A 14,389-nucleotide genomic window follows, 5' to 3' on the forward strand; every position below is an offset into this window, starting at 1 on the left:
AACTCCGGCTTGGCCTTCAGGGTCTTGCCGGAGTTTTTTTGTTCGAGGTATTTTCCTCTCTAATGAAAGAAAGTGGAGTGGATTCTTCGCAGTTTTTTCTTTTATTCCTTGATATGAATCAGTGCATTTGCCAGAATGGCTGTTACTCCTCCGGTGGTAATTCCCGAAGAGAAGATATTTCTTAGTATTTCGGGAAGTTGGCATAATATTTCCGGAACCAGTTCTACGCTTAGTCCCAAAGAGAAACTGATAGCCATGACTAATGTTGCCTTACGGTTGATTTCCTGTGCGGCGATGATGCGTATGCCTGCCGCTGCCACTGTTCCGAACATAAGCAGGGTAGCGCCGCCCAATACCGGTTCCGGCATCAATGAAAATACCAGGCCTATGGCGGGGAAAAGCCCGAGTATTACCAGGAATCCTGCTATATAGTAACCTACATAACGGCTTGCCACTCCCGTCAGTTGTATCATCCCGTTGTTTTGGGCAAATACGGAGTTGGGAAAAGAGTTGAGCATACCTGCCAGCATGGAGTTGAAGCCGTCGGCAAGGATACCGCCCGAAGCGCGTTTTACGAATGTTTCTCCTTCCACCGGTTCGCCGGATATGAGCGAATTGGCTGTGATGTCACCGTATGCTTCGATAGCGGTAATCATGAAAATAAGTCCTAAGGCAATGATGGTTGAGATGCTGAAGTCCAATCCGTAACGGAACGGCATCGGGAGATTGAAACCGCCATAGCTTTGTATGGATGTAAAATCTACTATCCCCATGAACCATGCCACGATATAGCCTATAACCAATCCGATGACAATGGAACTCATCCTCATATACCGGTTGGAACTACGGTTGAAGGCAATGATGAGTAGCAACACCAGGGCCGCCAGTCCCACATGGCGCAGACTGCCGAAACTACCGTCTGCTTGCGCTGCCGCACCGCCTCCGCAAGCAGTAATTCCCACTTTTATCAGACTCATTCCAATGAGAGTGACAACGATTCCCGAAATGAGGGGCGTAATGATTCTCTTGGTATATTTCAAGATTCGGCTGATGAACATTTCCACGGTAGATGCTGCGATGCAAGAACCGAAGATAAGCGGAAGCCCGCCCATCGTTCCGGCAGCAATAATGGGTCCGATAAAGGAAAAACTGGTTCCTTGGATGCATAGCAGCCCCGTACCCAATCCTCCGAACCTGCGGCACTGGATGAACGTTGAAATGCCCGAAGCGAACAATGCCATGGATACCAGATAACCGGTGGTCTCGGCATCGAGTTTCAGTGCTCCGGCAATAATGAGGGGAGGTGTGATGATGGCAACGAATATGGCAAGCAGATGTTGCAGGGCGGCGAAGAATGCTTCCTTGAAAGGTGGCTTGTCATTCAGTCCGTATATCAGTCCGTTTTTTAACTTTTCTCCTTCTTGATTGTCCTCCATGTGTGCAGCGGTTTATCTGATTTTAATCTCACAATTGTCCAGACTCTCGATGATGGCAAGTGATTCCACATGGATGCCTTGTTCGCGCAATTCGTCGCCACCATGCTGGAAAGCCTTCTCGATGATGAATCCCATACCGGCCAGTTCGGCACCTGCCTGCTTCACAAGGTCAATCATGCCTTTGGCTGCATTGCCATTGGCCAGAAAGTCGTCAATGAACAGTACCTTGTCACCCGGACAAAGGAAGTCCTTGCTGACACAGACCTCGTACGAACGGTTCTTGGTGAAGGAAAATACGGTGGTGGTCAGCATGTTTTCCATGGTACTCGGTTTCTTCTTCTTGGCAAATACTACGGGCAGTTCCAGCAGATAACCTACCATGATGGCAGGGGCAATTCCGCTCGCCTCTACTGTAATGACCTTGTTGATGGAGGTGGAAGCGAACCGTCTGACAAATTCCACGCCGATGGATTTCATCAGGATGGGGTCCATTTGGTGATTAATGAAGTTGTCTACTTTCAGAATGCCTCCGGGGAAGCATTTTCCGTCTTTGAGAATGCGGTCTTTCAGAGTTTTCATGTTGGATGATGTTTTATTGAATGTTATCGTTTTCCTCTTCTGTTTCTTCTTGAATGGTATCTTTGGGCAGCAATCTTGGAGAAATGCGTTTCTTGGGAGTGAGGCTCATGCCTTTCAGCATTTCGGCCTGGCGCACTACGCTGCCGTTACCGTCCGAGAGCTGGTTGAAGGCTTTGTCGTAATCCCTTTGCAGGCTGGCCAGTCGGTCGCCGATACCGAGGAAGGTGTCGGTAAAGCCTGCAATCTTTTCATATAAGATGGTGCCGCGCTTGATGATGGCCTGCACATTCTTTACCTGGTTCTCCTTCTTCCAAAGGTCGAGCGAGAGGCGCAGGGCGCTAATCAGGTTGGTGGGGCTCATCAGTACCACCTTTTTGTTGTAGGCATATTCCCAGAGGTGGGTATCGCTTTGGATGGCGAGGAGGTAGGCACCTTCGGTGGGGATGAACATCATGACGAAATCCGGCGATTGGGCGTCATAATGCGAGTAGTCTTTATGGCTGAGCTCGTCGATGTGGGAGCGGACAGATTGCAGGTGTGCTTTCAGGAAGTGTGCCTGCTCCTCCTTGCTTTCGGCAGAGGTGTAGGCAGCATAGGCAGTCAGCGACACTTTGGAGTCGATAATCATTTCCCGTTCGTCGGGGTATTTCACGATGATGTCGGGCTGCATCTTCTGCCCGCTTTCCTCGTTGATGATGGCTTCGCCCCGTTCGTCTTTTAGAAACTCCTGGCGGAAGTAGTGTTCGCCTTCAATCAGTCCGGAGGCTTGCAACAGACGTTCCAGAATCATTTCGCCCCAGTTGCCTTGCATCTTGGAGTCTCCTTTCAAGGCACGAGTCAGGTTGTTGGCATCTTCGCTGAGGCGGTTGTTCAGCTCCACCAGTTCCTTGATGCGTTCACCCAGCGAGAAACGTTCTTTGGCTTCGGTGCTGTATACTTGTTCCACCTTTTGGCGGAAGTCCTTCAGGTTATCACCCAGCGGACGGAGCAGATTGCCCAGGTGTTCGGCATTCAGCTTGGTAAAGTCTTCGGCTTTGCTTTGGAAGATACGGTTGGAGAGATTCTCGAACTCGATATTCATGCGCTTGTGCAATGCTTCGGCTTCTTCCTTCTGCAACTTCAATAATTCTATTTCCTTCTTTGTCCCGCTGATTTCGGCCTTCAATGCGGCAGACTTGCGGTCTGCCGCCAGATAGCCGACTACGGTTCCAATGATTATCCCTATAATCAGTAATAATATTTCCATAGATGTTTTGAAGTGTCCGCCTTATTGTGTCAATATTTCGTTTCCGTCTTCAGTAATCAGGATTTGGCTTTCCCATTGGGCAGAAGGCAGTCCGTCGTCTGTGCAGACGGTCCATCCGTCGGCTTCGTCGATAAAGACTTCGTAGCTTCCCATGTTAATCATCGGTTCGATGGTGAACGTCATGCCCGGCACTATCAGCATGCCCGTACCACGTTTGCCGAAGTGTTCCACATCCGGTTCTTCGTGGAACTTGACGCCGCAGCCATGTCCGCAGAGGTCGCGTACCACGCTGTATCCGTTCTTTTCTGCATGTTCCTGGATGGCGGCGCCTACGTCACCGAGGCGTGCCCAGGGCTGTGCGGTCTGTATGCCTATGTCACGGCATTCTTTGGTGACTTGCACCAGCCTCTGTATGTCGGGGCTGACTTCGCCAATCATGAACATGCGTGATGCGTCGGCAAAGTAACCTTTGTAAATGGTGGATACATCGACATTTACAATGTCACCGCTTTTCAAGAATTCCCTGGTGCTGGGAATGCCGTGGCACACTACATCGTTGATGCTGGTGCACACACTTTTGGGGAAGCCTTCGTACATGAAGGGGGCGGGGATGGCGTCGTGGTCTGTGGTGAAGCAATACACCATGTGGTCAATTTCGGCTGTGGACATGCCTTCGCGAATGTTCTCGGAGAGATAATTCAGCAGGGCTGTGTTGATTTTGGCGCTTGCACGGATACCGGCCAACTGCTCCTCGGTACGGAGTGCGCTTCGCATCGGCAGTTTATATCCTTCTTTCTTATAATGTTGAATTTTGGCTTCTACTTCGTCGGAATAGTTTTTAGGAGTAAACCGGACTCCTTTCATGAACTTTTTCATTGTCTTTTCTTTTTTTATGAGACTGCAAAAATACACAATAATGCAGGTGCTTGTACTATCAAGAGCCGAAAAAACATTCGTTTTCTTTATCCCGATACCGGCTTAGAGGGTATTCACTACTTCTATTTCGCTTCTTGAACTGTCTATTCTCCGTACTTGTATCTGGGTCTTTATACGCTCTTTCAGTCCTTCCACGTGGCTGATGATGCCTACCTTCTTGCCACCCATCCGGTGCAGTTTTTCCAATGTGTCCATCACGGTGTTCAGGTAGTCGCTGCTCAGTGTGCCGAAACCTTCGTCGATGAACAGTGTGTCTACCGAGAGGCTTTGGCGGCTGAGGGAAGAAAGCCCGAGGGCAAGCGACAGAGATACCAGGAAGCTTTCGCCGCCCGATAAGGTGCATGCCGGACGTGCCGAGCCTCCTTGATGGAAGTCGCGCAGCAGGATGGTGAGCGAACCGGCCTGGCACTCCAGTTCGTAGCGGTCGGTCAAGCGTTGCAGATAGAAATTGGCGCCTGCCAGCAGTTCTTTCAAGACGAAGCTCTGGGCTATGTTGCGGAAGTTCTTTCCCCGTTCGTCACCGAAGTGGCGGCAGAGGCGGTCCCACTTCAGATACTCTTCGCGCAGCCGGTCGGCACGTTCCTTTTCTTCCTTTATCCGGTCGATGTTGCGGGTGTTTTCTTCCAGGCGTAACTTCTGCTGGCCGATGGATTGGTTGCCGGCGGTTATCTTTTCTTCGAGATTCGCGATGAGTGCATCCAGGGTTTCGAGGTTTTCGTTTTCTTCTATTTCGGGCTTCCGGCCGATGTGCTCTTCCACTTGTCCGGTGGCCAGATGAAAGGCGGTCGATGCAGCTACTTCTTCCTCTTTAAGTGTCTGCAATGAGGCACGCAATGCTTCTATCCGGGAGCCGGACCAAGCGGATAGGACGGTGATACGCTCCTCGTCGAGAGTGGGGTTGGCGGCATAGAACCCGGTTAAATCCTTTTGCAGCCTTGCCATTTGTTCTGCGGTGGAGGATATGCTTTGTTTCAGTCCGCTTGCTTGTGTATTCAGATTATTCCAGGCAATCCCCAGGTCCTTGATTTCTATTTCCTGTGTTGCTGCAGGTGCGTTGCGCCAGTCGGGGAATGCGGCATCGATGCTTTCCTTGTTGATGTTTATCCCTTCCAGCTCTTTGTAGATAAGGGCAATGGTGGATTTCAGTTCTCTTTGTTTTTCCTGCGCCAGCTGGTAGTTGCGCGTAGCTTGCGTTAGGCGGTCAATGAAGGAGAGGGGGGAGTTCTCCCATTCCGTGTTCCATCCTTCCCAGAGGATGTGGGGAGTGACGTGGTCCATGGTGGCACGTATGTTCTCTTTTTCGTTGGCGGTGAGCGACTCGTAATTGACGATGCTGTTTTTCAGCTCATTCAGCACTCTGTCGGCAGAGTTGAAGGCTTGGCGTGCAGCGTCCACATGTTTCTGGCATTCGTCCTTTTGCCGTTGCAGAGCTATGATTTGTGTGCTGAGCATTTGAACTTCCGTGAGCTTTTCGTTCAGTTTGTCTGCTTCCAGCTTGTTCTCTTCCAGTAGCTTCTTCAGGGTTTCGCCGGTGGTTGTAGAGAGGCCGATGCCGTTGCATCGGGCGCATTGGGCTTGTGCGTCAGCGTGGGCAAGGTTGTAGCTCCGGAGCGCTCTTGCTGTGGACTGACGGGCATTCTCTGCCAGCGTTCCGTAGGTCTTGGATTCTGTCCGGTTGTTGTTCAATGCCTGCTCGGCTTCCTTGTATTCTTTCTCTTTTGTTTCCAGGGAGGTGCGTATGGGAGCAAGGACAGACTGGAAATCTTCATCTTTGCAAAGCAATTTTATTTCTTGTCCGCACACGGGGCAAGTATCCCCGACGGCAAGCCGGGAACGTGCTTCCTTTGCCCACTCTTCTACGGCTTCCTTTTGCTTGTCGTAGAGGGTGCGGATGTCATCATAACTTGTTTTCTTGCTGTCGAATGCCGTTTGCAGGAGGACGTATTGCTTTTGGCACGCCTCCACTTTGGCGTTCAAAGCCTTTTCGTTTTCCTTTGCCTCGTTCAGTGTCCTTTCCGTTTCAGCCAGTAAAGACAAGGCGCTCAAGGCTTGCAGCAGGTTCTCCCGTCCGGCATCGAGTTTGTTTTTCTTGTCTTGCAGGGCAGGGCGGTCCATGGTTTCAAGCTGCTTGTTCCGGAGGTTTATTTCGTTTTGCAATGTATGGTTCTCTTGTTCTTTCCGGGTGAGGGCAGCTTCCTTGTCGGTACGCTCCTTGACTTTTACGGGTTGTTGCGCGGCAAGTCTTTCAAGGTGCGCGTTGTAGGTGTCGATGCGTGTTTGGGCATCGAGTGCGGATTTTAGGCCGGTAATGATGGATTGGCTTTGCTCGAACATGGGCAGTAAGGGCGAATGCTTTTGCAAGTACTTCTCGGCACGATGCAGCTTGTCTTCTTGCTCTTTCAGGAAACCGCATAGCCACTTGCTTCCTCCGTCCAGCCGGGTAAAGGATGCTCTTAACATTCCGGCTTGTGCATAGTTCTGTTGTTGTTGCTGTTGCTGCTGTTTCAAGGTAGAGAGCCAGTTGCGGGCATCGGCGGTGGCGTTCCATTCCTTAATCAGCAGTTCTTTCTGTTTGAATTCGTCCGATTGCAGTTGCGCTTGCTTCCCTTCCCACATCTTCTTTTGCTGTTCACGGGTGAGGAGGAGTTCGGAGTATTTCTTCAGCCAGTCCCTTTTTGCGAGGGCGATGGTTTTCTGCTCATTGGCTTCCTTGACTCCGGCATTTTGCGTGGCTATGGCTTCCTTGATTGTGGCGACTTCTTCTTCTGCCAGGATGTGGATGCCTTCCAGCTTCCGGTTCTGGTTTTCGTATTCCGTCCGTCTTTCCTTGGTGGCGGCATATATTTCGGCACCTATTTCGGAGTAGATACTTGTACCGGTCAGCTTTTCCAGAATATCCGATTTTTCGCTTTCCTTGCTTTGCAGGAACTTGGTGAAGTCGCCTTGTGCCAGCATGGTGGTGCGGCAGAATTGTTCGAAGGTCAACCCCACTGCAGCTTGTATTTCCGTCTTTATCTCATTCTTTTTGTTGAGCTGTATGCCGCTTTTATTGTTTTCCAGTGTCCAGCGCACATCCTGCACGGCTCCTGAAATCTTGCGGTGTGCCCGCGCCACGTACCATCGGGCGGTGTAGGGTATTTCGTTTGAGCCGGTAAACTCCAGCTCCGTCCATGCTTCACTGGTGTTACGGCGCATCAGTTGCCGGCTGTCGTTGATGGCAACATCTTCCTTTTTGGCAGAGAAAGTCTGGCTCAGGTCTTTGTATTTTTCGTTCTCGGCATGGTCCATGCGGGGCGTTTCGTTGTAGAGTGCCAGGCAGATGGCGTCGAGAATGGTTGTCTTCCCTGCACCCGTTTCGCCGCAGATAAGGAAAAGGGATTCCTCGCTTAGCGGTCCGTTCTCAAAGTCGATGACGGCATCTTCTATGGAGGCAAGGTTCTTTATGGTCAGTTTCTGGAGTTTCATGGTTCGGACAAATGATTAGGAGTTGTTCTTGCTTTTCACTTTTTGCATGACAGTCTCCATCAGCTGGCAAAGTTCTGGGTCCATCTCTTCTCCTTCGGTTTCGCGGTAGTAGAGTCTGGCTATTTCCAGGGGAGACATTTCCTGCATCTCTTGGATGGAGATATGCTTGCTCTCGTCAGTGTCGGCCTGCCGCTTTCGGGTAGTCTTGATGTAGCAATATTTGCATGCCTTGCCTTTGGCGGCGTTCGAGGCTTTTTCGTTGCAGTCGGGTGGCAGGTAGCCGTTTGTCAGCACGTTCAGACGGAGGTATGCAGGTTTCTCTTCCGGATATTCTTCCAGCAGTTTCAAGGCGTCCTCGAAAGGTGTCGGGTCATGGGGAAGTGTGACGAGCGGAATCGGATTTTCAATTTCCCTTGTACTGATTTGTGGCTCTGCCCCTTTCTCCAACTCGATGATGGAGACGGAGTGCGGATAGGTTTCGTCGAAGCTGACGGAGAGGGGAGTGCCGCAATAGCGTGCGTGGTGATGACTGCCTTTGATGTCCTGAGGGCAATGGATGTGTCCGAGTGCCAGGTAGTCGTACCCTTCTCCCATAGCGCTGAGGGGAACATACTCTATTCCGCCGATACTCTCATCGTGCCCGCTACGGTCGCTGCCTTCAATAGAGAGATGGGCCATGAGGACGACGGGAAGCTGTGCCGTATTCCGTTTCTTCACTTCGTCCAGCAGTGCCTGGAAGAAGCGTGCCTGCCGTTGGTCGCGCGGTGTTTCAGTGTCCAGCAGGGGGAAGTTTTGCGGATAGACGTGGGGCACGGCAATGACGTAGCCTATTGCCTTTTTTTCATTGTTTATCTCGATGATGTGCTTGTCCAGATTCACTTCCTCGGCTGTACGTTCGATGTTTCCCACAACGTTCAAGCCGAAGTGCTGCCAGAGGTTGCTGTCTATCTCCAATTTGGAGCTGCTGTCGTGGTTTCCGGCGGTGACTACGATGGCCATTCCGGGGCAGGCTTGATGGATGTTCAGCATGGCGTCGGTGTACATCTTCTGCGTGGCGGCAGCGGGAGAGGAGTAGTGGTAGATATCTCCGCTTACCACCATGGCGTCGGGCTGCTCTTCGGTTACTATGCGGGTGAGTTGCCGTAGGAAGGATTGCTGCTCGGCGGTGCGGTCGTAGTTGTAGAGGGTGTGTCCCAGATGCCAGTCGCTGGTATGTAGTATTTTCATTGTTTTTGTTACTTCAATGGATGTGGGTTATGGTTTCCTTAGAATATAAATCTTGTGTGTTCCTCGTCCTTTGTAGTCGATGCCCGATTCGGGATTGGCTATCCATTCGCGCAACTCGCGGGAGGCGGCAGACTTCAATAAGCCGGTCAGTTGGCAATAGTCGGCTTGGGTCATGAAGCTGTTCTTTTCCAGGTATTTTTTTGCCCGTTCCAGCCGTTCCTGCGGAGAAAACACTTGTGAGGAGCGTTGGAATTTGTCGGTGGAACGTTTCAGGTGGCAATGGCGAGCGGTACGGTACAGTAGTTCCTTGTCCACCTTGAAATGTATGTCCTTCAGGCAGATGCTGACGGCGTTTCGCTTGATGTCTCCTTCTTCGCCCGTCTCCCGTTCACGGTCTTGCCGCAGACCGAGGGCAGGGGTGAATACTCCTAAGTTGTCAATCTTCACGGAGTAACCTTGCCCCATTTGGTAGGCTATTTCGTCGGTGATGGCTTGCATCAGTCCGATGATGTCTCCTCGTGTGAAGGATGAGGCGTATGCTATCTTTTCGGTGATGGTTTCCAAGTTCACCTGCCCGTATAGTTTCATTCGTGGGTAGAGGATGCGTTTGCCGTCTTCTCCCGGCAGGTTCAGTTCCTGCATGTTGTATTCTGCCATGATGGTAGCGTTGTTATGAGGTTCGTTTGTTTATTGGGGCTTACAGAGTTTGTCCCAAGGTTGCGGATGTGTATGCCAAGGTTGGGGATTTCTATCCCAAGGCTTGGGATAGACAAACCAAGGGCGAAGGTAATTCTTTATCTCTATACTTGCAAACTTTACTATTAGTAGTTAGGAAGTTTTTTATTGGTAGTCGGGAAGTTTTTTGTTATAGGTTTGAGAGAGGAATTGAAAAAAACGTTATCTTTGTTACATAAGAGAAGTGCATGAATGATGAACAAAACTAAAATTAAGCGATATATGAAACATTATCCGGACTTATTATTGTTGTTTACCTTATTGTCCGTTACCACAATGATTAAAGCACAAATATCGATAAGACCTTATAGCGAATGGGAAGCAACCCAGTTTGTTGCAGTGAACGGACATCAGCCCGAAGACTATGTAACGCCAGATAATAATTGGGAAATACTATACAATTTACGGACTCCACGTACTCAAGCCGAACTTCGTGAAATGGGTATTAAATGCTCTGATAGCCAATTATTGTTATTGGAAGTAGGTGGACTTGTCAGTAAAACAAAAGAGAAATGGGAAACTACTATACCCATTCTCGACAAAGAACAGACCAATTCTCTAAGAAGCTTAAGTAAGGAGATTGCTGAATCCATGTATGTCAAAACAAAGGCAGACTTTATATCATTGGCACAAACTATCAGTGAAATGGGATTCAAGAACAATGTACTCTCACTTGTTTTTTCATACCTTCTGGATGGAAAAATGTGGACAAAGTTAGTCTTGTTTGAGGATGTTGACAATTATACAAGCTGGAGTGGCTGTTACTGGGTATTATACGAATCAAGAAATGGCTTTGCATGCGGTACGAATGGTTTCGGGGAACAGAATTTGATTTTGACTTACATCAATAGCGGCATTGCTCCTGACAACGACATTATGGACCATTGTGCTGATGAAATAGCACAATTTGGAAAAGTAACAGATGCCAAACTCGTTTCTCAGTTAAAACCTTATGGGCTGGTAGATGATAATGGAGATGTATTATTTCCTATTATAAAGAAACGGCAAGACCGCTTTCATCAAATAACTGAAAAATTGGTAAACTCTATCAGTGCGGAACTAAAGAATAATTGTGGCTCCTTAGCAAGCCAATATGGTATTGACAATGAAAAAGTGGCAATGGTGATGCTGTACCATGAAGTCATGTGGGATTTGGTAGATAATCTGATTCAAGATAGGATAATCTTCACTCCAGCTATTTTTAAAGATGAAGAATCGAATAAAGAACGATTGAATGAAGTCGTTTTCTTCATAGAAGGAGGATTAATGCAATAATAATTCGATAGAGGAAAGGACATTTGACTTTGAAGAGTTTTCTGTAAATGTATTTCAAGTGCATAGAAAATAGCCAATTAAAAATAAAGAATTATGTACGAATGGGTCAATGAAATGAACTGTGCCGTAACTGTATGCGACACAAAGGGAATCATCCTATATATGAACGAGAAAGCATGCCGTACGTTTGCCAAACACGGTGACTTGATAGGCAAGAATCTCTTTGATTGCCACAACCCGCAATCGCAAGCCAAGATACGCGAACTGCTGGAAACGGGGGAGTGAATGCCTACACCATTGAGAAGAACGGCGTTAAGAAAATGATTTATCAGACAGCATGGAAGCAGGACGGAGTGGTCGGTGGTTTGGTGGAGATTTCGATGGAAATACCCGGAGAGATGCCACACTATATGAGAAAATAACAAAATGATATATGATATGAAAACACTTTCTAATTCAGAACTGACAATTAAAGTCTCCCCGCATGGGGCCGAGTTATGCAGTATCTTGCGTGATGGAAAAGAATATCTTTGGCAGGCAGACCCTGCTTTCTGGAAACGGCATTCTCCGGTGCTTTTTCCCATTGTAGGCAGCGTTTGGGAGAATGAATACCGCCACGAAGGTGTTTCCTATGCATTGACGCAACACGGTTTTGCCCGCGATATGGATTTTGAATTGATATTTGAACAGGAAGATGAGGTACGCTATCGACTGGTTGACAGTGAGGAAACACGCAAGAAATATCCTTTCCCGTTTTGCCTTGAGATAGGCTATCGGATAGAGGAAAAGAAGATTGAGGTGCTTTGGAAAGTCATCAATACCGGAACATGCGAAATGCACTTCCAGATAGGAGCCCATCCGGCTTTCTATTACCCGGACTATGATACGGAGACAACGGACCGTGGATATTTCGGCTTTGATAAGACGGAAGGTTTGCACTATATCCTTATCTCCGAGAAAGGATGTGCCGCTCCGGATAAGGAATATTTGCTTGAGTTGACAGATGGCCTGCTGCCTTTGGACATCCACTCCTTTGATAAAGATGCCCTGATTCTGGAAAACAGTCAAGTGAAAGAAGTTACATTATATAATAAGGAGAAGAAACCCTATCTCAGTCTGTATTTCGACACTCCGGTGGTGGGGTTGTGGTCGCCTCCGGCCAAGAATGCTCCGTTTGTCTGCATCGAGCCGTGGTACGGGCGTTGTGACCGTGCTCATTATAAGGATGAATATAAGGATAAGGACTGGATGCAGCACTTGGCGCCGGGAGAAGTCTTTAATGGTGGGTATACAATTGATATAAGATAAAAAATGAAGAAGGATACTGAAAATAATTCGGTATCCTTTTTATTTGGAGAATGCAATGTCATTATCTTTGCGCCCGGTAAAAAATATAGGTTGTTTTTTAAGGTATGAAGAAGAGTCTTATTGCATTGGCGTTCGGTACATTGGGGCTGGGGATTGCCGAATTTACGATGATGGGTATTTTGCCCTATGTGGCTACTGATTTGGGAATCAGCATTCCCGTGGCCGGTCATTTCATTTCTGCGTATGCGTTGGGTGTTTGTTTTGGTGCGCCCATGCTGCTCCTGGCCCGTAAACGCCCGTTGAAGCAGATTCTGCTGGTCTTGATGGCATTAATGATTGTGGGTAATATTTGTGCGTCTATGGCACCCAATTATTGGGTCTTGCTGTTGGGACGTTTTGTTTCCGGGCTTCCTCATGGCGCTTATTTTGGGGTGGCTTCCATTGTTGCGGGAAAATTGGCTGATAAGGGGAAAAGCTCGGAGGCGGTTTCAATTATGATAGCGGGAATGACTGTGGCCAATCTGTTTGGGGTGCCGTTGGGGACTTCGTTGAGCCATACACTGTCTTGGCGTGCCACGTTTCTGCTGGTAGGTGCCTGGGGATTGATAACATTGTACTATATTTGGCGTTGGGTACCGCAGGTCGAAGGACTGAAAGATACGGGATTTAAAGGACAGTTCCGTTTTTTGAAGAAGCCGGCGCCGTGGCTCATATTGGGAGCTACGGCTTTGGGTAACGGTGGCGTATTCTGCTGGTATAGCTACATCACCCCGTTGCTGACTGAGGTTTCCGGTTTTAGTGCGGACAGCATTACGGCACTGATGGTACTGGCAGGATTCGGAATGGTTGTCGGTAATCTGGTCAGTGGGCGCATGTCCGACCGGTACACTCCGGGGAAGGTCGGTACGGTGGTGCAAGGGATGATATGTGTTATTTTATTATTGACATTTTTACTTTCGCCCCATCCGTGGTGTTCGGCGATATTGATGACACTCTGTACGGCAGGTTTGTTTGCCGTCTCCAGTCCGGAGCAGGTGTTGATGATTCGTGTGGCCCCTGGAGGAGAAATGTTGGGAGGCGCTTGTGTGCAGATGGCTTTCAATTTGGGGAATGCTATCGGAGCCTATATCGGAGGTCTTGCCTTGAGTGGAGGATACCGTTATCCCGCATTGGCAGGCGTACCGTTTGCACTGATGGGATTTATTTTATTCCTTGTCTTCTACAAGAAATTCCAGGCTAAGTATTAAGTGTTTCATTTTTTTTGTGTATGTTTGTCCACAAGTATTAACTAAACTCGATAACTTATGAAGACTTTGAATTATGTGAAGATATTGCTGTTGTGTGTATTTACGATTGGACTGGCGTCTTGTGGGGATGATGTGTATTATACTATGCAGAATAGTGACGACAAATTGTGTGAAAGAACATGGGTTGAAGATTACGAAAGTGATGGTGTTGTGACTGGTGCGTATCAACTAAGATTTTATAAGAAAGATAACAAGGGGCAGGAAGTATCCACAACTTACACTACGGACGGTAAAGTGACTTATGATCGGGAGTTTAATTGGCGTTGGACAGATGATAGCAAAGAGACTTTGAAGTTGACTTTTGCAGATGGTAAAGTGAAATACTTTGAGAATGTATGGGTGCGTGACCATTATCTTTCCGGTAAGATAGAAGGAAAAGTTGTGATGTTGACAGATGCAAATTATATAAATAAATGAAGGTTATGAAGTTTTTGGTGCAGTTGTTCTTGCTGTCTGTCCTATGTATAGGCTTGTCTTCTTGTGAAGACGATCAAGATGTAGTGGATTCTACTATTATCGGTCGTTCATGGACAGGCGATGTAGGCATGTTGGATGACTTTGGTATGTCGGTGATTAGTACATTTTCTTTCGGGGCAGATGGTTTCGGAGAAGAAGTTCAACGTTATCGCAATGGGGAATATTGTGATTCATTCCGTTTTCAATGGTGGTGGGAAGATAGTTATAGTAGAAACCTTGTATTAGATTATGGCAGATATGGTGGCATTTCTTATATGGATGATGTCAGAGTCAGTGGTAATCAGCTATGGGGTACATTCTTCTTTTCGGATGATTCTCCGGGTTTTAATTTCACATTATATATGGAATAAAAAAATAGGATTATTTGTATGTTCCCTATACTCATTGTATAGGGAACA

At 48.1% G+C, this 14,389-nt stretch carries 12 protein-coding genes and 1 pseudogene; 6 read left to right on the top strand and 7 right to left on the bottom strand.

All coding sequences use genetic code 11. The annotated features are described in order from the left end of the window. Nucleotides 1-101: 101 nt before the first annotated feature. From JXR92_RS11160 to JXR92_RS11190, 7 genes are all read right to left on the bottom strand, one after another. Nucleotides 102-1,436 (bottom strand): nucleobase:cation symporter-2 family protein, encoded by a 1,335-nt coding sequence (locus JXR92_RS11160; protein WP_138345486.1) that lies wholly within the window; start codon nucleotides 1,434-1,436, stop codon nucleotides 102-104. A 12-nt stretch (nucleotides 1,437-1,448) separates the two neighbouring features. Beyond that, nucleotides 1,449-2,015, bottom strand: coding sequence for a xanthine phosphoribosyltransferase (xpt, locus tag JXR92_RS11165; RefSeq protein WP_117600538.1), 567 nt, complete (start codon nucleotides 2,013-2,015; stop codon nucleotides 1,449-1,451). Nucleotides 2,016-2,028: 13 nt separating this feature from the next. After that, nucleotides 2,029-3,261 (bottom strand): DNA recombination protein RmuC, encoded by a 1,233-nt coding sequence (locus JXR92_RS11170; RefSeq protein ID WP_138345484.1) that lies wholly within the window; start codon nucleotides 3,259-3,261, stop codon nucleotides 2,029-2,031. Nucleotides 3,262-3,282: 21 nt separating this feature from the next. Then, the gene (gene map / locus JXR92_RS11175) at nucleotides 3,283-4,137 is read right to left on the bottom strand and encodes a type I methionyl aminopeptidase (RefSeq protein WP_138345482.1); all 855 of its coding nucleotides are present in this window, start codon (nucleotides 4,135-4,137) and stop codon (nucleotides 3,283-3,285) included. Between the two features lie 102 nt (nucleotides 4,138-4,239). Beyond that, on the bottom strand, nucleotides 4,240-7,662 hold the full coding sequence (locus JXR92_RS11180; protein ID WP_138345480.1) for an AAA family ATPase: 3,423 nt from the start codon (nucleotides 7,660-7,662) through the stop codon (nucleotides 4,240-4,242). A gap of 15 nt (nucleotides 7,663-7,677) precedes the next feature. Further along, entirely contained in the window at nucleotides 7,678-8,889 is a 1,212-nt protein-coding gene (locus tag JXR92_RS11185) for an exonuclease SbcCD subunit D (protein WP_138345478.1), read from the bottom strand. Nucleotides 8,890-8,916: 27 nt separating this feature from the next. Beyond that, a complete protein-coding gene (locus JXR92_RS11190) occupies nucleotides 8,917-9,546 on the bottom strand; it encodes an HU family DNA-binding protein (RefSeq protein ID WP_138345476.1) in 630 nt (209 codons plus the stop codon). Between the two features lie 270 nt (nucleotides 9,547-9,816). Here JXR92_RS11190 and JXR92_RS11195 point away from each other — a divergent pair, with 270 nt between their 5' ends. The 6 genes and pseudogenes from JXR92_RS11195 to JXR92_RS11220 all read left to right on the top strand — a co-directional run bounded on the left by JXR92_RS11195 (nucleotide 9,817) and on the right by JXR92_RS11220 (nucleotide 14,341). After that, complete coding sequence (locus JXR92_RS11195; RefSeq protein WP_138345474.1) at nucleotides 9,817-10,899, top strand: hypothetical protein; 1,083 nt, start codon at nucleotides 9,817-9,819, stop codon at nucleotides 10,897-10,899. A 93-nt stretch (nucleotides 10,900-10,992) separates the two neighbouring features. Then, nucleotides 10,993-11,321, top strand: a pseudogene (locus tag JXR92_RS11200) (PAS domain-containing protein). Nucleotides 11,322-11,337: 16 nt separating this feature from the next. Then, a complete protein-coding gene (locus tag JXR92_RS11205) occupies nucleotides 11,338-12,207 on the top strand; it encodes an aldose 1-epimerase family protein (protein ID WP_138345472.1) in 870 nt (289 codons plus the stop codon). 104 nt (nucleotides 12,208-12,311) lie between these two features. Then, entirely contained in the window at nucleotides 12,312-13,454 is a 1,143-nt protein-coding gene (gene araJ, locus JXR92_RS11210; protein WP_117600532.1) for an MFS transporter AraJ, read from the top strand. A 57-nt stretch (nucleotides 13,455-13,511) separates the two neighbouring features. Next, nucleotides 13,512-13,931 (top strand): hypothetical protein, encoded by a 420-nt coding sequence (locus tag JXR92_RS11215; protein WP_117703950.1) that lies wholly within the window; start codon nucleotides 13,512-13,514, stop codon nucleotides 13,929-13,931. A gap of 5 nt (nucleotides 13,932-13,936) precedes the next feature. After that, complete coding sequence (locus JXR92_RS11220; RefSeq protein ID WP_131226110.1) at nucleotides 13,937-14,341, top strand: hypothetical protein; 405 nt, start codon at nucleotides 13,937-13,939, stop codon at nucleotides 14,339-14,341. Nucleotides 14,342-14,389: the final 48 nt, after the last annotated feature.

It is taken from the genome of Bacteroides parvus, assembly GCF_017309675.2.
GTDB lineage: Bacteria > Bacteroidota > Bacteroidia > Bacteroidales > Bacteroidaceae > Bacteroides > Bacteroides uniformis.

Excerpts from the sequence above, each read along its gene's own strand:
- xpt (WP_117600538.1), bottom strand. The coding sequence starts at position 2,015 with ATGAAAACTCTGAAAGACCGCATTCTCAAAGACGGAAAATGCTTCCCC.
- map (WP_138345482.1), bottom strand. The coding sequence starts at position 4,137 with ATGAAAAAGTTCATGAAAGGAGTCCGGTTTACTCCTAAAAACTATTCC.
- JXR92_RS11185 (WP_138345478.1), bottom strand. The coding sequence starts at position 8,889 with ATGAAAATACTACATACCAGCGACTGGCATCTGGGACACACCCTCTAC.
- JXR92_RS11190 (WP_138345476.1), bottom strand. The coding sequence starts at position 9,546 with ATGGCAGAATACAACATGCAGGAACTGAACCTGCCGGGAGAAGACGGC.
- JXR92_RS11215 (WP_117703950.1), top strand. The coding sequence starts at position 13,512 with ATGAAGACTTTGAATTATGTGAAGATATTGCTGTTGTGTGTATTTACG.
- JXR92_RS11205 (WP_138345472.1), top strand. The coding sequence starts at position 11,338 with ATGAAAACACTTTCTAATTCAGAACTGACAATTAAAGTCTCCCCGCAT.
- JXR92_RS11180 (WP_138345480.1), bottom strand. The coding sequence starts at position 7,662 with ATGAAACTCCAGAAACTGACCATAAAGAACCTTGCCTCCATAGAAGAT.
- araJ (WP_117600532.1), top strand. The coding sequence starts at position 12,312 with ATGAAGAAGAGTCTTATTGCATTGGCGTTCGGTACATTGGGGCTGGGG.
- JXR92_RS11160 (WP_138345486.1), bottom strand. The coding sequence starts at position 1,436 with ATGGAGGACAATCAAGAAGGAGAAAAGTTAAAAAACGGACTGATATAC.
- JXR92_RS11220 (WP_131226110.1), top strand. The coding sequence starts at position 13,937 with ATGAAGTTTTTGGTGCAGTTGTTCTTGCTGTCTGTCCTATGTATAGGC.
- JXR92_RS11195 (WP_138345474.1), top strand. The coding sequence starts at position 9,817 with ATGATGAACAAAACTAAAATTAAGCGATATATGAAACATTATCCGGAC.
- JXR92_RS11170 (WP_138345484.1), bottom strand. The coding sequence starts at position 3,261 with ATGGAAATATTATTACTGATTATAGGGATAATCATTGGAACCGTAGTC.